The following is a 16,518-nucleotide window of genomic DNA, read 5'->3' on the forward strand; positions in this document are numbered from 1 at the left end:
GAGGACGGAGAGGTGGTTCTGATGGCGGCGAGCGCGATGCCGCTGGATCCCCTGGCTTACGTGCAGACGGCGTCGATCGTGTCCCACGTCCTGCAGACCCGGTGCGACGGCTACCTGAAGCGCACCCACGGCCTCAGCTGGCCGGGATTCACCGTGCTGCGGACCCTCAGGCGGTCGGGCCCGACCTCGGCCAAGCGGCTGACGGCGGCGCTGGCCTGCACCCACAGCAACATCACCGGCATCGTCGACCGGCTGGAACGGGACGGCTGGGTGAAGCGGAGCCGGTCGACGGAGGACCGTCGGGTCATCTACCTGGAGCTGACGGAGAAGGGCAGGCAGATCGATGAGGTGGAGGAGGGGCTGCACAGCTTCCTCACGCTCTCCCTGGGGCAGTGGTTCGGGGAGGCCCATCCGCTGTTTGAGCGGCTCCAGGAGCTCGAGACCCTGATGGGCGAGGCACAGGAGGCATGAGAAGGCCCGGGCGGTGCGCACCGCCCGGGCTTCTTTCGGTGTGCCCGGCATGGGCGCTGACTTGGCGGTGAAAGTCCGCTACGGGCGAGGCAGCACCAGCCCGTTAGCCAAAGGCAAGGGTGTCCGTCGTGAGGCGGAATCTGAAGGAAGCCCGAGGCAAAGCCACGACCCGAGGAACACGAACCCCATAGGAGGCTGTGCCGCTCGGGTGAGCTGGCCGAACACAGCAAAACCCGAAGCTGCCAAAGGGCGGTGCGGTAGATGGGGCGGGTGCGGGGTGAAGGTCAGCGTTCTTACCCGGGGAGATCTGCCGGGAACGCCAGCAACGCTGGTAACCTGCGTCGGGAGACGCAGCTGAACCGGCAGAAGTCAGCAGGGGCCATAGTACCGGCAGGGGGACGCCCCAACCGGGAAGGGCCGAACGTCAGGAAAGGGGTGAACCCGTTGCGTTCGAGCAGCCCGCGACAAACGCAGAAGACCCCGAACGGGACCTGCTCGCCGGAGGTAGCGGTGAAGCCGCAAGGGACGGCGAGAGGGCGGAGTGGGCATCCGGCACAAGACGGAACGTCACCCCGCGGGGAGCACAGCAACCTGATGGAGCAGGTGGTGGCCAGGGAGAACATGCTGGCCGCCCTGAAACGGGTGGAGCGGAACGGAGGCGCTCCCGGCGTGGACGGTGTCCCCACCGGACGGCTGCGGGACCAGATCCGCGCGGAGTGGGAGCGCATCCGTGAGGAACTGCTCCGGGGGACCTACAGACCGCAGCCAGTCCGCCGGATCGAAATCCCGAAACCGGGCGGCGGCAAGCGGATGTTGGGTATTCCCACCGTGATGGACCGCCTGATCCAGCAGGCACTCCTGCAAGTACTGACGCCAATCTTTGACCCGACATTCTCCGAATCCAGCTACGGCTTCCGGCCGGGGCGGCGGGGTCATGACGCGGTCAGGAAGGCACGTCAGTACGTGGAGGAAGGGTACGACTGGGTCGTGGACATGGACCTGGAGAAGTTCTTCGACCGGGTCAACCACGACGTGTTGATGGCCCGCGTGGCACGGCGGGTAACGGACAAGCGAGTGCTGCGGCTGATCCGGCGGTACTTACAGGCTGGGGTCATGCTGAACGGGGTGGTTGTGGCGACGGAGGAAGGGACGCCGCAGGGCGGTCCGCTGAGCCCGCTGCTGGCGAACATCCTGCTGAATGACCTCGACAAGGAGCTGGAGCGCCGCGGGCACCACTTCGTCCGGTACGCCGATGACTGCAACATCTACGTCCGCAGCAAACGGGCGGGAGAACGGGTCTACAGGAACGTGCGCCACTTCCTGCAGGAGCGGTTACGGCTGAAGGTCAACGAGGAGAAGAGCGCAGTAGACCGGCCGTGGAAGCGGCAGTTCCTCGGATTCAGCTTTTACAAGAACCGGGGAGTGCGCATCCGGCTGGCGCCGAAAAGCCTGAAGCGAGTGAAGGACAAGCTTCGCACACTGACGGACCGCAACCGCAGCCAGAGCATGGAAGAACGAATCCGGCGCCTGAACGCTTATTTGCGGGGCTGGATCGGGTATTACGCGCTCTCGGACGCGAAGTCAGTCTTCGAGACGCTCGAAGGATGGCTGAAGCGACGGCTGCGAGCATGCGTATGGAAGCAGTGGAAGCGTGTACGCACGCGCTTTCGGGAGTTGCGCGCCCTCGGTTTGCCCGAATGGGTAGTCTACCAACTCGCCAACAGCCGCAAAGGCCCGTGGCGAATGGCAGGTGGCCCATTAAACAACGCCCTGGGCAACGCCTACTGGCGTGCCCAGGGGTTGCTCAGCCTGACCGAATGCTACGAAGCGACTCGTCAATCCTGGCGAACCGCCGGATGCGGACCCGCATGTCCGGTGGTGTGAGAGGACGGGGGCTAGCCGCCCCCTCCTACTCGATTCCGGCGCCCTGCACCGGCATATCCAGACCTGACTGGTTCGCAGGGCTGCCGTTCCGTCCACCGGGGTGATTACCTGCGAGGAAAAATCACCCCCACGGGTGATGCTTCGGTGCTTCATAATTTGGTCAGCGACTCTCTACACGAGTAAGAAAAGGGGGATGACAGTGAAGGCTCGATGGCTTTGGCTGAGCCTGGCAGAGTGTAGGACCTGTACGAGCTGAGGAAAACCGGGGGAGAGGACGGCAACGTGTACCAGACGACGGTGGGGCGCACGCGTGACTGAACAGATGAAGCGGCGACCTTCCCACCGCGGAGAGGCTCGCCGCTTCCCCTCTGAACGTGAGGGGCCGTGCGCCCCGGTGCGCGGCGCACGGCCCGCGGAGTCACGGTTGGTGTCAGCCTTCAGGAGAGGTAACCCTGGTCCACGCCCACGCTGGCCAGCTCGCGCGAGAGGTACTGGAGGCCGTTCCGCAGCCGGCTCTTCACCGTGCCGAGGGGCAGGTTCAGTTCCTCGGCGATGGCGCGGTACGAGTAGCCCTCCAGCAGCCGGAGGCTCAGCACCGAGTTGTAATGCGGTGGCAGCCGGTCCAGGGCGTCGTGCAGCGCCTCGACGAACGCCTTGCGCTCGATCTCCGTCTCCGGCCCCGGGGCCGGGTCCAGCAGGTCCTCGGCCAGCACCGCCGTGGTCTGGTGCCGCTGGCTGCGCAGCACGTCGAGGGCCGCGTTGCGGGTCACCTTGTACAGCCACGCCCGCAGCTGGCTGGTGGGTTCCAGCGACTCCATGTGGCACCAGGCCTTGTACATGGCGTCCTGACAGACCTCCTCGGCGGTGAAGGCGTCGCCGAGCAGGCGGTTCGCATACGAAAGCAGCGATCCCCCCATGACCTCCATCAGCCGCCCCAGCTGCTCGTCGTCGCTGAGACCGGGCTGTCCCCACATCTCGCCGCCATCGCGCATGACCTTTCAACCCCTCTCTATCTACAGACAACAAATCCGTAATACTTGAAAAATATGGACGATCGTATGTTTCGTATCAGAGGGCGCCCCCTGCGCCTTGTAATCATAGCACCATTATGTCAGAACAAACAAGGATGATTATTCAGTCGTTTACTCACACTCTATCCACGGGGTTTCGGCAAGGGGGTGATGCCGGTCAGCTTCGCCATCGGGGGATCGCGCTTACGATTTATCGAAATCGCAGGGAAAATATGCGCTTTCAATTGCCGCTTGTGAACATTTAACGACGAGCATACGTTATCACAGGTAAAGAAAGAGAGATGGGGGTGTGTCTCCTGAGCCGGATCAACGTGGAGGCGGTGGAGCGGATCGCCCTGGTGAGGCGGCTGGCCAGCAGGCTGGAGCAGCACTGCGAACGGTACCTGCGGGCGCAGTATGGCCTGAGCTGGCCCCAGTTCCAGGTCCTGCGGGAGCTGTCGGTGGAACGGCCGACCATGCTGCAGCGCGTGAACGACGCGGTCTACTGCACCCGCGGCAACCTCGCGGCCATCATCGACCGGCTGGAGAGGGATGGGTGGCTGGAGCGCTTCCGGCTCCAGGGGGACCGCCGGGTGGTGATGCTGAGCCTCACGGAGAAGGGAAGCCGGGTGATCGAAATGGAGGCGGAACTGCGCGCCCGCGTCCAGGAGTGGCTGGGTCCGATGTGGCAGGAGGCCCAGGAGATTCAGGAGTATCTGGGTGAACTGCTGCGGGACCTGACCGATCCGCTGGCATCGCAGGATGCCCTGAAGCAGAAGGAGCGCCTCGTCGCCGTCGGCTGAGCGGGCGCCCCGCTTCCCATGCGAAACGGGCCAGGGTTGCGGACCCTGGCCCGTTTCTTCGCGTTCATTCCCCGTAGTCCAAGTGCCGCAGGCGCTGGGTGGCGAGCTCGACCACCGATTCGGCCGTCCCCGCCCCCTCCGTGACACCCGCGGCGCCCGCGGCCGCCCGCAGCAGCAGCCGCTTCCGCTGCGCCCACCGCCTCACCTTGCGGACGAGCCTCTCGGCGACCTCCGCCGACGCGGCCCGGTCGCTCTCCGGCAGCACCAGGAGGTACAGATCGTCGCGCCACGGGAGCAGGTGGTCCCGGCTCCGGATCGACGTGGCCAGCAGGTCGGTGAGGCTGGCGCCGGGAACCCGCACCGCCATGCCGGCCTGGAAGAACTCCAGGTGCAGGACGACCACCGTGCTGCCTTCGGCCTGGGCCTCGTCGTTCTGGAGCTCGGTGAAGATACGGTGAAACTCGGCCGGCAGGTCTTCCGCCGCTGACCGGATCCGCGCAGGCGTGCTGCCCGCTTCCATGAGCACCCGGTAAAGCTCAACCCGGCTCCGGGTCTTGGTCTTCCGGTAGAGATTGCGAAGGTGGGTTTTCACCGTATTCTCCGAGATGAAAAGCGCCGCTGCGATCTCCTGGGTAGAGCGCCCGGAAACCAGCAGACGGCCGACCTCCAGCTCCCGCTGGCTCAGATGCGAACCCCAGATGCGCTCCAGGGAGAATACGGCCACCGACGTCTTGTCGGCTTCCAGGATGCCCATGGTTTCGCACACTCCCCTGCATCTTGAAAGAGTATCCCTCAGATTCGACCGAAAAGTCACTGCCTCCTGCTCACCCGACGCGGGTGAGGGCGGAAAAGCGCGAATTCATCCTTCCAGATGAGCAAACCTAAAATATTTTGTGTTCAATGTTTTGCGCCGAGGATCCCTGAATTCCACATGGAGCGTAGTTCCCATGTGTCTGGTCCGTTCTCCCCCGACGGGACATGCCTTTGATCATTCATCCTCCAAGATGGATATAGAGAATCATCCGTGAATTCATGCCCAAAGGTGAGGCGTTTGTGTGCCATAATCGGCGTCGACGGGAGGTGATGCCCGCTGCGACGCATGACGCGCAAGCGCCGCCTGCGCCAGAAGGCTTTGCGGGCGCTCGGCCGGCAGATCCGGGAGTCGGGAAGCAGACTGCCCCACGTGCTGATCCCGGTGACGATGGTCATCTCCAGCTTGGCAGCCGGACATGTGACCGGCTCGACCTTTGCCCTGAGCCACGACGCAGCGGCCCGAAGCATTGAGTTTGAGACGCTGACCACCTCGCAGGTGCTCCGCTTCAGCTCGGGGCGGGTTCAGCTGGTCACTGACGCCGGCCCTGACCGCGTGGGATCGGAGGTCGTACGCACTTTCCACATCATGAACATCAGCGACCGGCACGTCTCCCTCTCGGTGGAACTCACCGGCATTCCGTGGGCACGGGCAGCACTCTCCCACAACGTGCTGGGTCCTGGCGAGACGGCAGACATCGTGGTCAGCGGCACGCCTGACGCGCCGGGCGAGTACCGGGGCTACCTTGTGGTCTACGGGATGGGCCGTTTTCTGGAACTGGGGATGGAGTTCACGGTGATGGTCATCCCCGCTCCGGATCCCTGCCGCCCCGCTGCCGACCCTGCGCCTCGGGAGGCCGGGGACGACGTTCCTGCTGCCGGGTCGGACCCGCCGGAAGCTGACCAGCCCGGCGAGGGGGGCGAGGAGCCGCCTGCGGCCTCCATCGGCCTGCACCCTGACCTGCTCGGCCTGCCGACGGAGGAACCGGCGGATGCGGCCGAACCGGAGGAAGCGTCCATCGGGCTGCATCCCGATCTGCTGGGGTTCCCGACAGGCGGGTCCGGCGGGGATGCAGAGGATGCGGAATCCGAACCGGCCCCGGAGGCGGCTGACGGGCCCGCGGCGCCGGAGGATGACGGAGACACGGGTGCTCCGGAGCCGGATGAGGCGCCTGAACCCTCCAACCCGGAGGATGGCGGTTCACCCGCACCGACCGGCGGCGATGAGGCAGCGGACCCGGGCCCCGGGGAGGAGCCTGCAGATTCCGGCTCCGGCGATGATCCTGATGCGGGTGACCATGCTGCGAGGGGTTTTGACCGCAAGGATCCGTGTGACGACAGCGCCGGCGCGCCTCCGCCCGACTCCGCCGGTGAGTGCGCACCTCAGGTGGAGGCGGCGCGGACGGAGGAGAGCGCCGACGAGGCCGGTGCTTCCGGAGACGCGGACGCCGGTGACTGCGCAGGGGCCGCTCCTCTGCCCGGAGATGAGGGTGCGGCGCCCGGTGACGGGGAGACGGACGGCCTGAAGGAGGAGGAGCAGCCGGCTCCAGATGCCGCTGAAGACGAAGGCAATGACGAGGACCCGGACGCACCCGAGGATTTTGCCGATGGCGAAAGCGACGGCGATGAGGCGGACGGCAGCGGTTCCGACTCCAGCGAGTCCGAGGATAGCGGCTTCGGCGACGACCAGTCCGAAGACCGCGAGCCCGGTGACAGCGAGTCCGAGATGAGCGAGCCCGACGACCTCGAGTCCGAGGATAGCGAGTCTGGGGACGACCCGTCCGAAAACAGCGAGTCCGAGATGAGCGAGCCCGACGACCTCGGGTCTGAGGATACCGAGTCCGGCGACGACCCGTCCGACGGCAGCGAATCCGAAGAGGAGCCGGCCGGCGATGACGGCGATGCCGAAAGCGATGGGTTCGCCGAAGGCGGTGGCGATCGCCACGGCGGCGAGCCGGGCAGCGGCGATGCCGCCGACGAGGCGCCTGGTGTTGCGGAATCCGGACCCGCACCCGCTGAAGTGGAGGAGGACGATGCAGGAGGGCAGACGACATGAAGATTCTGCTTCGCATCCTCAACGGCGCGGTGACGGCGGTGCTGTTCGTGCTCCTGGCGGGGACGGTCGCCCTCAATCTCATGGGGCGCAGGGCGCCTGACCGCATCCCGGCGGTGTTCGACTACAAGGTCCTTTCGGTGCGCAGCGGCTCCATGGAGCCGGCGATCAAGACCGGCGACGTGATCATCGTCGAGCCCCTGAAACCTGAACACGAGATCAGGGAAGGCGATGTCATCACGTTCCGGGCAGCGGATGCCGCCGACATGCTCATCACCCACCGGGTGATCGGGATCGTGTCCGTCAACGGTGAGCCGGCGGCCTATGTGACCAAGGGCGACGCCAACGACGCCCCCGACCTGTCAACGGTCCAGCGCTCACAGATCGTCGGCATCCAGCGGTGGCGGGTACCGTATTACGGCTACCTCTCAGAGTTCATGCGCACCAAGACGGGGGTCATCTCCCTTGTGATCGTTCCGGGCGTCCTGCTGATCGCCCTGGAGATCCGCAAGCTGGTCCAGGCGGTCATGGAGGAGGAGCAGGCCAAGAAGGCCGACGAGAAGCCCGCCGATGCCCAATCCCCGAGTTAGTCACCTGCAGCGCGGCCTGCAGTGAAAGGTTTGCCCGGAAGCGGCCGGGCAGCGGATCCAGATCCGCATCCATAAAGCGCTTCTTTTGGAGGGTGACACCAAGATGAAGAGGATCCTGTTGAGCCTTGCGACCGTGGGTGCCCTGTCCGCTCTGATCACCGGAGCCACCTTCGCCCTGTTCACAGCGTCGACCGAGAACGAGAACAACACGTTCACGGCCGGTACGGTCCGGCTGGGTGAGGTCACCGGCTTCACCTGCGACGTCAGCACCGACAACCTGGCCCCTGGCGACAGCGGCGAGTGCACGGTGTCCGTGACCTACAGCGGCAGCCTGGACGCCTGGATCGGTGTTGATTACTCGGTCGACGGCGACCTGTTCGAGGGCGACGACCCGATGCAGGTGTCCTTCGACGGCGGGTATGACTTCGAGGGCGCTTACGTGCTCGGCAAGTACTCGGACGGCGAGTCTGCCACGGTGACCGTGGAGTACCACTTCCCCATCACCGCCGGCAACGAGTACCAGGGCGCCAGCGGCGAGATCGAGCTCAGCTTCAAGGCCGTTCAGGCCCGGAACAACACCAAGACCGTGGATGGCAAGGAAGGCCCCATCTCCTGGAACGAGGACGCCAACTAGTCAGGAACAGCAGACCGTATGAGCACGACGGCCGCCGGGACCGACCGGTCCCGGCGGCGTCAGGTAGGAGTGGCGATGTATGAAGAGACGCCTCATTCTACTCTGCGCAGCTGCGCTGGCGGTCAGCGGGGTCGGCATCGGATCGACGCTGGCGCTGTTCACGGCTCAGACCCAGGCTGATGAGCTGGAGTTTGCCGTCGGTCAGTTCTGTTTTACCTCTGAGCGAAACGACAGCGATCCCGTCCCGGGTCCCATGTTCTACATCACGGCGGAACAGGGGGCCACCCCAGACGGGACGCCCGGCATCTACCCGACCGGGCTGTGGGCTCCCGGCGACACGAAGACCCGCACGCTGACGCTCTACAACCCGCGTGACTGCAGCACCATGGATGGTTGGCTCACCGCCGTCAGCGCAGAACTGGCGGACGGCAGTGACCGGCGCCTCGCCGAGAAGCTCTGGGTAGAGATTGAGACGCCGTTTGATGGTGAGCATGTCAAGGTCGGCGAAGCGCGGATGAGCGACCTGCTCGACGGGCCGATCGACCTCGTCTACCCTGACGGCAGCAAGATCCCCGTCCTGCTGGGAACGAACCGGCACATGAAGTTCAGGGTCAAGTTCGACATCGATGCCGGCAACGAGTATCAGGACCAGACCCTGGTCGTTCACTTCAAGCTGTACGGCGAGCAGGCGCCCAACAACCCCTAGGCGAGTACCGAGTGGGGACTCAGATTGGAGGATGAGGACAGATGCTGCGCAAGTGGGTTCTCGTCGCATCGCTGGTGGGGGCGACGATCATGGGCGGGGCGGGACTGACCCTGGCCCTGTTCACGGATGCCGCCGACACCGAGGAACCCGCCCGGTTCGTGGCCGGCACCCTGAACCTGCAGGGCGACCGCGACCAGGGTGACTCTATACCTGGCCCCATGTTCTACATCGACGCTGAAGAGGATGGCCGGGCCGGAAACGGGGAGCCCGGGAAGTATCCCACAGGCCTCTGGGCCCCGGGTGATGCCCATCACCGAGTCTTCCAGATCGAGAACATCGGCACGCTGGCGGCCAAGATCACCCGCCTGTCGGCCAAACTGGAGGAGGGCGACTTGGAGTTCGCGTCCATCCTCGACGTGAAGATCTACGACGGCGCGCTCCTCGACCCCGACGGCACGCTCCTGCTGCCGGAGCCCAACCTGATCTACGAGGGCCAGCTTGGCGACTTCTTTGACACCGGCGTCGAGCTTTCCGATCCGATCGTGCTGGAGCCCTTTGACGAGGACTGGGGAGCGGGCGGCCTGGCCGAGTTCGGGATCCTGGTCTCCTTCCCCAGGGAAGCCGGGAACCAGTACCAGGGCGATTCCATCAAGGTGACGTTCAGCGCTTACGCCGAGCAGGCCAAGAACAACCCGTAGGGCATAGGTAGGGAGGATGAGGTTCGTGAAGCGCAGGTTTGCGAAGCTGACCTCGTGGCTGCTGGCGCTCAGCCTGGTCCTGGGGCTGTGCGGTTCGGCCCTGCCCGCGGCGGCGGCCGATATCCCGGCCCGGGAGCCGGCTGCTGCTGAGGGAAGGGAGCGTGTCGGCGGTTCCGAGAAGGTGCATGCCCGGGGCTTCTCGCTCATGTCCTCGGGGCTGAACGTCACGTCGGCGACCCCGCAGCAGCTGGCTCAGGCGCTGGTGGGCAGCGGCGTCACCATCAGCAACGTCCGTTACCAGGGCAAGGAAGTGGCGCGGGGCTTGTTCACCGGCGGTGAGGGAATCATCGGTTTCGAGGAGGGGATCGTCCTCTCCACCGGCAAGGCGGTGGATGTGGTGGGGCCCAACAGCCGCCCGGACACCACCACCCAGCACTGCTTTGGCCTGTTCTGCCTGAGCCGGGGCGGAGATGGCGACCTTGACGATCTGCTTCCGCCGGGCCAGCGGACCTACGATGCGGCGGTGCTGTCCTTTGACTTCGTTCCCGAGACCGATGTTGTCTCCTTCCAGTACGTCTTCTCCTCCGAGGAGTACAACGAGTGGGTCGACAAGGGCTACAACGACGTCTTCGCTTTCTTCATCAACGGCGTGAACGTCGCGACGCTGCCCCACAGCAGCACCTTCGTCTCCATCGATAACGTGAACCTGAAGCGGAACTCAGAGTACTTCGTCAACAACGAGGGCGGCCACCTCAACACCGAGATGGACGGCCTGACCATCGTGCTCTCGATCCAGGCCGCGGTAAAGCCGGGCCAGAAGAACTCGATGAAGCTGGCCATCGCTGACGTGGGCGACCGCAAGCGGGATTCGGCGGTCTTCATCCGGGCCGGCAGCTTCCATTCGGCGCCGGCAGACACTGACGACGACGGCATTCCGGATGACGACGACAACTGCCCGTTCGTGCCCAACCCCGGCCAGGAGGACCTCGATGGGGACGGCATCGGTGACGCCTGCGACGACACGTTTACGCCGCCCGCCTGGGAGGACGCCGAGCCTGACGTGGATCTGCAGTGCGAGTGGGCCAGCATCTCCTGGCCAAGCGCCGGCGCAGGCGCGCTGTACGCCGTCTACCTGAACGACGAACTGGTGGCTGAAACCTACGAGACGTCCGTGACGCTGGAGAACCTCGCGGCCGGCACTTACCAGGTCCAGGTGAAGGTGAGCGACACGGCCGGCCACTGGTCCGACATCGTGCTGACGGCACGGTTCACGGTGGAGGCCTGCGAGGTGCCCGACGAAACGCCGCCCGTGTGGCCGGTCGATGCGGAGATCAGCGTCTTCGAAATCTGCGGCCTGGTTACGCTGGCCTGGACCGAGGCCACCGATGAGAGCGGTGTGGCGGGTTACCGGGTCTACGTGAACGGTGTCCTGGCGGGCGAGACCAGCGACACGTCCTACGAGTTCACCAACCTGGACCCCAACACCGCCTACACCTTCACCGTCACGGCCGGCGACACCGCGGGGAACTGGACGGACCCCGGGCTGACCCTGGTGTACGTCACCCAGCCCCCGGCTTCCGGCGAACCCGGGTTGACCTGGATCGCCCCGAACGGTGACCAGGCGGTTGCCGGCGAGGTCTACAACATCCAGTTCCGCTGGGGCAGCGACTGCGAGGATGACATCTTCGACCGGACCGTCGCTGTGCGGGTGCGCGACGCCGCCAGCAACGCCCTCATTGCCACTTTCGCTTACGGCAATCACATCACGTACGAAGACGGCATTTACACCCTTCCGTTTGACACCAGCGGATACCCCGCCACCCGAAACGGCGGCGAGGTGATCATCCAGGTCTACTTCGGCAACAAGATTCGTTCGGCCACGCGCCTGGTGATCGTGCCGAGTGCCGAGTGATGTAGCGGAGCCGCTTGGGTGAGGAAGCCCGTTACGCTGACCCGCCGGAACGCTGGTTCCGGCGGGTCAGCGCCGGGATGGGCCAAAGACTGACAACACGCCGTGAAGCGGGGTAGCACGCCCGGACGCGACATATAGTCAGAAAGATCTATTCGAACCTTTTCCGTTTCTCGACCGTGTTTAGGGTAAAAGCAGGAAAGGTGGCGTCGACGATGAGCGGGCAGATGGTTCACAGGGTGCTTGACAAGTCGAACATCCCGGCGTCGCTCGGGGTCTGGCTTCGGTACCAGGTTGAGGCCATCCCTCACATTGCCGCGAGGGACGGCCGTTTCTCGGCCCGCTGCGCTGCGGCCTCCCTCCGCCTGAAACTGGGTGGAGCGCTTCGGGCCAACCTGATCGATCCTGCAACCGCAGCAGATTTAAACGCCATGCTCGATCAGGTCGGGCGGATGGAGGAGCCGGCCTGACGGCTGTGAATTGGACATCGGGCCACCACGGGTCTCCCGCGGTGGCCTTTGCATTTGTGCGAGAAGGAAACATTTCGCCTGCGCCGAAAACTATATACTATTCTCTGTAGATGCGCCTGAGTGCAAGTCTGAAAAAGTGGGACGGATGTTTCGGCGCGATCCAACCTGTATATGAGGTGATGCCTGTTGTCCGATGCACGCGACCGCATCGCGGCGGAGCAGGAGCGCTGGCACAAGCAGACCGTCGCCCCGGCTCTCGCCCGTTCCCCGGAACAGCGGGCCGAGTTCACCACCGGTTCCGGCGTGCCCGTCCAGCGGCTGTACACCCCGGCCGATGTGCCGGTCGACTACCTGCGCGACCTGGGGTTCCCCGGCGAGTACCCCTTCACCCGGGGCGTGCAGCCGACCATGTACCGGGGTCGCTTCTGGACCATGCGCCAGTACGCGGGGTACGGCACCGCCGAAGCGTCCAACCGGCGGTACCGGTACCTCCTGGAGAACGGCCAGTCCGGCCTCTCCGTCGCCTTCGACCTGCCCACCCAGATCGGCTACGATTCCGACTCCCCGTACGCGGAGGGCGAGGTGGGCAAGGTCGGCGTCGCCATCGACACGCTGGCGGACATGGAGACGCTCTTCGACGGCATCCCGCTGGACCGGGTCTCCACGTCCATGACCATCAACGCCCCGGCGGCGGTGCTGCTGGCCATGTACATCGCCGTCGCCGAGAAGCAGGGCGTGAAGCCGGCGCAGCTCACGGGCACCATCCAGAACGACATCCTGAAGGAGTACGCCGCCCGGGGAACCTACATCTTCCCGCCCCAGCCCTCCATGCGGCTGGTCACCGACGTCTTCGCCTACTGCGCCCGGGAGGTCCCCCGCTGGAATACCATCTCCATCTCGGGCTACCACATCCGGGAGGCCGGCTCCACCGCCGCCCAGGAGGTGGGCTTCACCCTGGCCAACGGCATCGCGTACGTGGAGGCGGCCATCCGGGCGGGGCTGGAGGTCGACACGTTTGCCCCGCAGCTTTCCTTCTTCTTTAATGCCCACAGCGACTTCTTCGAAGAGGTCGCCAAGTTCCGGGCCGCCCGGCGCCTCTGGGCCCGCATCATGCGTGAGCGGTTCAAGGCGCAGAACCCGAAGAGCTGGATGCTCCGCTTCCACACCCAGACCGGCGGCTCGACGCTCACCGCCCAGCAGCCGCTGAACAACGTGGTGCGGGTGACCCTGCAGGCCTTCGCCGCCGTCTGCGGCGGCACCCAGTCGCTGCACACCAACTCGTGGGACGAGGCCCTTGCCCTGCCCACCGAGGAGTCGGTGCGGGTGGCCCTGCGCACCCAGCAGATCATCGCCTACGAAAGCGGCGTGGCGGGGACCATCGATCCCCTGGCCGGCTCGTACTACATCGAGCACCTGACCGGCGAGATCGAGCGGCAGGCCATGGCCTACATCGCCAAGATCGACGAGATGGGCGGGGCCGTGCGGGCCATCGAGCGCGGCTACATGCAGCGGGAGATCCAGGAGGCTGCTTACCAGTTCCAGCGGCAGGTGGAGAGCGGCGAGCGGGTGATCGTCGGCGTGAACCGGTTCCAGGTCGACGAGCCGCCCCCCGCCAACCTGCTCACGGTCGACCCGGCGGTGCAGGAGGCCCAGCAGCGGAAGCTGGCGGAGGTCAAGGCCCGGCGGGACCAGGGGGCGGTGGACCGGGCGCTGGCCGACCTGCGGGCGGCGGCGCAGGGGACGGACAACCTGATGCCCCCCATCCTGGCGGCGGTCAAGGCCTACGCCACGCTGCAGGAGATCTGCGACGTGCTGCGCGGGGTGTTCGGCGAGTACCAACCGACGGAGGAGTTGTAAGGCATGCGAAAGATTCGCGTTCTCGTCGCCAAGCCCGGCCTGGACGGCCACGACCGGGGCGCGAAGGTGGTGGCCCGGGCCTTCCGGGATGCCGGGTTCGAGGTGATCTACACCGGCCTGCGCCAGACCCCGGAGCAGATCGCGGAGGCCGCCCTGCAGGAAGACGTGGACGTGGTGGCGCTCTCGATCCTCTCCGGGGCCCACAACACGCTCCTGCCCAGGACCGTGGCCGCCCTGCGGGCCCGGGGGCTGAACGACGTGCTGGTCGTGGCCGGCGGCGTCATCCCTGCGGCGGACATCCCCGGGCTGAAGGCGGCCGGCATCGCCGAGGTCTTCACCCCCGGCACGCCCACCAGGGCCGCCGTCGACTTCATCCGGCAGCGGGTCCAGCCGGCCTAGCGGCAAGAAGGATCCCGCTGGCCTGGGGCAAGACGGGTCCCACCGGCTGGCGGCCAGAGAGGTGCCACCGGCCTGGGGCAAGACGGGTCCCACCGGCCTGGCGGCAGGAGAGGTGCCACCGGCCTGGCGCAAGACGGGTCCTACCGGCCTGGGGCAAGAAGGATCCCACCGACCTGGCGGCAGGACGGGTCCCGCTGACATGACGACAAGATGTTAAGACTCGGTTTTAGGATCTGGTCATAAGAAAGGTGACGTGCTATGATGGTGGGGATCGATCATATCGGTATCGCCGTCCGCGACCTGCAGGCGCAGATCGCGCTCTACCGGGACCGGCTGGGGCTGCGCTTTGCGGGCATCGAGGAGGTGCCGGCGCAGAAGGTGCGGGTGGCCTTCTTCGAGGCCGGGGGCGCCCGGATCGAGCTGCTGGAATCGACCGCGCCGGACGGGCCGATCGCCCGGCACATCGACCGGCGGGGCGAGGGGCTGCACCACGTGGCCTACCGGGTGAGGGACATCCGCGCCGCCATGGCCGAGGCCCGGGCCCAGGGGCTGCAGCTCATCGATGAGGCGCCCCGCCCCGGCGCCCACGGCACCCTGGTGTGCTTTCTGCATCCCCGGTCGACGGGCGGCGTGCTGACCGAACTGGTGCAGCACGTGGGGAGTGATGAGCAGCGTGAGCATGGAGGACCTGGTGGCGGAACTTGAGGCCCGTGAGGCCCGGCTGCGCCTGGGCGGTGGGGAGAAGGCCCTGGCGAAGCGGAAGGAGCAGGGGAAGCTCACGGCCCGGGAGCGGCTGGCGCTCCTGTTTGACCCCGGTTCCTTCGTCGAGATCGACCTGCATGTGCGCCACCGCGGGACCGAGCTGGGCATGGACAAGCGGGAGACCCCCGCCGAGGGGGTGATCACCGGCTTCGGGACCGTGGACGGCCGCACCGTGTACGCCTTCTCCCAGGACTTCACGGTGATGGGCGGGTCGCTGGGGGAGATGCACGCCCAGAAGATCGTGAAGGTGCAGCAGATGGCGCTGAAGGCCGGCTGCCCCATCGTGGGCATCCAGGACTCGGGCGGGGCCCGGATCCAGGAGCACATCGACGCCCTGAACGGCTACGGCCGGATCTTCTACCACAACACCCTCGCCAGCGGCGTCATCCCCCAGATCTCCGTCATCATGGGGCCCTGCGCCGGCGGCGCCGTCTACTCGCCCGGTCTGACCGACTTCATCTTCATGGTCGACAAGACCAGCTACATGTACATCACCGGGCCCGAGGTGATCAAGGCCGTCACGGGGGAGACCACGACGCACGAAGCCCTGGGCGGGGCGCAGGCCCACGCCGAGAAGTCCGGGGTCGCCCACTTCCGGGCGCCGGACGAGGCCTCCTGCCTGGCGGCGGTCCGCCGTCTCCTCTCCTTCCTGCCTTCCAACAACGTGGACGACGCGCCGCCCGGCCCCCTCACCGATCCCATCGAGCGGGCCGAGCAGCGGCTGCTCGACATCGTGCCCCTGAACCCCAACAAGCCTTACGACGTGCGGGACGTCATCACCGCCGTCGTCGACCACGGGGACTTCCTGGAAGTGCAGCCGGGCTGGGCGATGAACATGGTCGTGGGGTTTGCCCGGCTCGCGGGCCGCACCGTGGGCATCATCGCCAACCAGGCCCGGGTACTGGCCGGCTGCATCGACATCAACGCCTCGGACAAGGCAGCCCGGTTCATCCGGTTCTGCGATGCCTTCAACATCCCGGTGATCACCTTCGTGGACACGCCCGGCTACCTGCCGGGCACGGCCCAGGAGCACGGCGGCATCATCCGGCACGGGGCCAAGCTGCTGTACGCCTACTGCGAGGCAACCGTGCCCAAGCTGGTGGTGGTGCTCCGCAAGGCGTACGGCGGCGCCTACCTGGCCATGTCGGCGCAGTCCCTGGGCGCCGACTTCACGGTGGCCTGGCCCACCGCCGAGATCGCGGTGATGGGCGCCGATGGCGCCGCCAACATCCTGTTCAAGCCGGGTCCCGAGGTGGAGGATCCCCAGGCGGCCCGGGCCGAGTGGATCCAGGCGTACAAGGAGAAGTTCAACACCCCGTTCAACGCCGCCGGCCGCGGCTTCGTCGAGGCGGTCATCGACCCCCGGCAGACCCGCCCGGTCCTGGCCAGGGCCCTGCAGGCCCTGGGCACCAAGCGGGAGACCCGCCCGGCCAAGAAGCACGGCAACTTCCCGGTGTAAGCG

The 16,518-nt window shown here is 66.3% G+C and carries 16 protein-coding genes; 14 read left to right on the plus strand and 2 right to left on the minus strand.

Annotated features, from left to right (window positions below):
* Positions 1-21 precede the first annotated feature (21 nt).
* Both ACZ5UM_RS10905 and ltrA read left to right on the plus strand, forming a co-directional pair.
* A complete protein-coding gene (locus tag ACZ5UM_RS10905; protein ID WP_464848351.1) occupies positions 22-471 on the plus strand; it encodes a MarR family winged helix-turn-helix transcriptional regulator in 450 nt (149 codons plus the stop codon).
* Between the two features lie 594 nt (positions 472-1,065).
* Complete coding sequence (gene ltrA, locus ACZ5UM_RS10910) at positions 1,066-2,355, plus strand: group II intron reverse transcriptase/maturase (RefSeq protein ID WP_464844121.1); 1,290 nt, start codon at positions 1,066-1,068, stop codon at positions 2,353-2,355.
* Between the two features lie 437 nt (positions 2,356-2,792).
* Here ltrA and ACZ5UM_RS10915 read toward each other — a convergent pair whose 3' ends face one another.
* Complete coding sequence (locus ACZ5UM_RS10915) at positions 2,793-3,347, minus strand: RNA polymerase sigma factor (RefSeq protein ID WP_464844122.1); 555 nt, start codon at positions 3,345-3,347, stop codon at positions 2,793-2,795.
* 326 nt (positions 3,348-3,673) lie between these two features.
* On the opposite strand from ACZ5UM_RS10915, the gene ACZ5UM_RS10920 reads away from it, so the two are divergent.
* Positions 3,674-4,168, plus strand: a complete 495-nt coding sequence (locus ACZ5UM_RS10920; protein ID WP_464844124.1) for a MarR family winged helix-turn-helix transcriptional regulator — start codon at positions 3,674-3,676, stop codon at positions 4,166-4,168.
* A gap of 64 nt (positions 4,169-4,232) precedes the next feature.
* Here ACZ5UM_RS10920 and ACZ5UM_RS10925 read toward each other — a convergent pair whose 3' ends face one another.
* A complete protein-coding gene (locus tag ACZ5UM_RS10925) occupies positions 4,233-4,922 on the minus strand; it encodes a LuxR C-terminal-related transcriptional regulator (RefSeq protein ID WP_464844126.1) in 690 nt (229 codons plus the stop codon).
* Positions 4,923-5,267: 345 nt separating this feature from the next.
* Between ACZ5UM_RS10925 and ACZ5UM_RS10930 the strand changes: the two genes are divergently transcribed.
* The 11 genes from ACZ5UM_RS10930 to ACZ5UM_RS10980 all read left to right on the plus strand — a co-directional run bounded on the left by ACZ5UM_RS10930 (position 5,268) and on the right by ACZ5UM_RS10980 (position 16,515).
* Positions 5,268-7,034 (plus strand): prolipoprotein diacylglyceryl transferase, encoded by a 1,767-nt coding sequence (locus ACZ5UM_RS10930; protein WP_464844127.1) that lies wholly within the window; start codon positions 5,268-5,270, stop codon positions 7,032-7,034.
* Positions 7,031-7,621 (plus strand): signal peptidase I, encoded by a 591-nt coding sequence (locus ACZ5UM_RS10935; protein WP_464844128.1) that lies wholly within the window; start codon positions 7,031-7,033, stop codon positions 7,619-7,621. Before ACZ5UM_RS10930 ends, ACZ5UM_RS10935 begins: the two co-directional genes overlap by 4 nt.
* Before the next feature lie 103 nt (positions 7,622-7,724).
* Positions 7,725-8,255: a TasA family protein gene (locus tag ACZ5UM_RS10940; protein WP_464844130.1), complete on the plus strand. Its 531-nt coding sequence runs from the start codon at positions 7,725-7,727 to the stop codon at positions 8,253-8,255.
* Positions 8,256-8,334: 79 nt separating this feature from the next.
* On the plus strand, positions 8,335-8,961 hold the full coding sequence (locus ACZ5UM_RS10945; protein WP_464844132.1) for a SipW-dependent-type signal peptide-containing protein: 627 nt from the start codon (positions 8,335-8,337) through the stop codon (positions 8,959-8,961).
* A 41-nt stretch (positions 8,962-9,002) separates the two neighbouring features.
* Positions 9,003-9,659: a hypothetical protein gene (locus ACZ5UM_RS10950; RefSeq protein WP_464844134.1), complete on the plus strand. Its 657-nt coding sequence runs from the start codon at positions 9,003-9,005 to the stop codon at positions 9,657-9,659.
* A gap of 25 nt (positions 9,660-9,684) precedes the next feature.
* Positions 9,685-11,571, plus strand: coding sequence for a choice-of-anchor L domain-containing protein (locus tag ACZ5UM_RS10955; protein WP_464844135.1), 1,887 nt, complete (start codon positions 9,685-9,687; stop codon positions 11,569-11,571).
* A gap of 212 nt (positions 11,572-11,783) precedes the next feature.
* The gene (locus tag ACZ5UM_RS10960; RefSeq protein ID WP_464844136.1) at positions 11,784-12,038 is read left to right on the plus strand and encodes a hypothetical protein; all 255 of its coding nucleotides are present in this window, start codon (positions 11,784-11,786) and stop codon (positions 12,036-12,038) included.
* Positions 12,039-12,224: 186 nt separating this feature from the next.
* Positions 12,225-13,895: an acyl-CoA mutase large subunit family protein gene (locus ACZ5UM_RS10965; protein ID WP_464844138.1), complete on the plus strand. Its 1,671-nt coding sequence runs from the start codon at positions 12,225-12,227 to the stop codon at positions 13,893-13,895.
* Positions 13,896-13,898: 3 nt separating this feature from the next.
* Positions 13,899-14,294, plus strand: coding sequence for a cobalamin B12-binding domain-containing protein (locus ACZ5UM_RS10970; protein ID WP_464844140.1), 396 nt, complete (start codon positions 13,899-13,901; stop codon positions 14,292-14,294).
* A 261-nt stretch (positions 14,295-14,555) separates the two neighbouring features.
* On the plus strand, positions 14,556-14,999 hold the full coding sequence (mce, locus tag ACZ5UM_RS10975; protein WP_464844142.1) for a methylmalonyl-CoA epimerase: 444 nt from the start codon (positions 14,556-14,558) through the stop codon (positions 14,997-14,999).
* On the plus strand, positions 14,974-16,515 hold the full coding sequence (locus ACZ5UM_RS10980) for an acyl-CoA carboxylase subunit beta (RefSeq protein WP_464848352.1): 1,542 nt from the start codon (positions 14,974-14,976) through the stop codon (positions 16,513-16,515). The genes mce and ACZ5UM_RS10980 overlap by 26 nt, the downstream gene beginning before the upstream one ends.
* Positions 16,516-16,518 lie beyond the last annotated feature (3 nt).

This window comes from Symbiobacterium ostreiconchae, from assembly GCF_055396975.1.

Excerpts from the sequence above, each read along its gene's own strand:
- ACZ5UM_RS10905 (WP_464848351.1), top strand. The coding sequence starts at position 22 with ATGGCGGCGAGCGCGATGCCGCTGGATCCCCTGGCTTACGTGCAGACG.
- ltrA (WP_464844121.1), top strand. The coding sequence starts at position 1,066 with ATGGAGCAGGTGGTGGCCAGGGAGAACATGCTGGCCGCCCTGAAACGG.
- ACZ5UM_RS10915 (WP_464844122.1), bottom strand. The coding sequence starts at position 3,347 with ATGCGCGATGGCGGCGAGATGTGGGGACAGCCCGGTCTCAGCGACGAC.
- ACZ5UM_RS10925 (WP_464844126.1), bottom strand. The coding sequence starts at position 4,922 with ATGGGCATCCTGGAAGCCGACAAGACGTCGGTGGCCGTATTCTCCCTG.
- ACZ5UM_RS10930 (WP_464844127.1), top strand. The coding sequence starts at position 5,268 with ATGACGCGCAAGCGCCGCCTGCGCCAGAAGGCTTTGCGGGCGCTCGGC.
- ACZ5UM_RS10935 (WP_464844128.1), top strand. The coding sequence starts at position 7,031 with ATGAAGATTCTGCTTCGCATCCTCAACGGCGCGGTGACGGCGGTGCTG.
- ACZ5UM_RS10940 (WP_464844130.1), top strand. The coding sequence starts at position 7,725 with ATGAAGAGGATCCTGTTGAGCCTTGCGACCGTGGGTGCCCTGTCCGCT.
- ACZ5UM_RS10945 (WP_464844132.1), top strand. The coding sequence starts at position 8,335 with ATGAAGAGACGCCTCATTCTACTCTGCGCAGCTGCGCTGGCGGTCAGC.
- ACZ5UM_RS10950 (WP_464844134.1), top strand. The coding sequence starts at position 9,003 with ATGCTGCGCAAGTGGGTTCTCGTCGCATCGCTGGTGGGGGCGACGATC.
- ACZ5UM_RS10960 (WP_464844136.1), top strand. The coding sequence starts at position 11,784 with ATGAGCGGGCAGATGGTTCACAGGGTGCTTGACAAGTCGAACATCCCG.
- ACZ5UM_RS10970 (WP_464844140.1), top strand. The coding sequence starts at position 13,899 with ATGCGAAAGATTCGCGTTCTCGTCGCCAAGCCCGGCCTGGACGGCCAC.
- mce (WP_464844142.1), top strand. The coding sequence starts at position 14,556 with ATGGTGGGGATCGATCATATCGGTATCGCCGTCCGCGACCTGCAGGCG.
- ACZ5UM_RS10980 (WP_464848352.1), top strand. The coding sequence starts at position 14,974 with ATGGAGGACCTGGTGGCGGAACTTGAGGCCCGTGAGGCCCGGCTGCGC.